The following is a 581-nucleotide window of genomic DNA, read 5'->3' on the forward strand; positions in this document are numbered from 1 at the left end:
AAATATTATAACAGGTGAAACTGGCGCTGGTAAATCCATCATTTTAGGTGCATTGTCGCTAATTTTAGGCCAGCGCGCAGAAAGCAAATACTTTTTTAACCAGGATAAAAAATGTGTTATTGAAGGAAGTTTTGCACTGGCAGATGAAAACCTGAAAGAACTTTTTGAAGAAAATGATTTAGATTTCTCGAACGAAAGTATACTGCGTAGAGAAATATCTATAGACGGTAAAACCAGATCGTTTATTAACGATACACCGGTTAATTTATCAATTCTTAAACAAATTGGTGAAAAATTGATCGACATCCACTCCCAGCATGCCACCCAAGAGATTAACGATGCCGATTTTCAACTGTTAATTGTCGATTCTTTAGCTAACCACCAATCGCTATTGTTTAATTACCGCAGCGGGTTTAAAAAACTAAGACAAGATACCAACCGATTGAAGAAATTGGTTATTGAGGCAGACGAAGCGAGAAACAAGCAAGATTATGAGCAATTTCTATTTAACGAACTTGAGCAGGCAAAATTACAGGAAGGTGAACAAGAAGATTTAGAGCAAGAGTTAGAACGTTTAACAC

The 581-nt window shown here is 36.3% G+C and carries 1 protein-coding gene; it reads left to right on the forward strand.

Going from position 1 to position 581, the window contains the following annotated elements; all coding sequences use genetic code 11:
- The coding region (locus tag AC1DND_RS29120; RefSeq protein WP_477586490.1) for an AAA family ATPase at positions 1–581 on the forward strand (581 nt) is incomplete at both ends.

It is taken from the genome of Pedobacter sp. 01N416 (genome assembly GCF_056399685.1).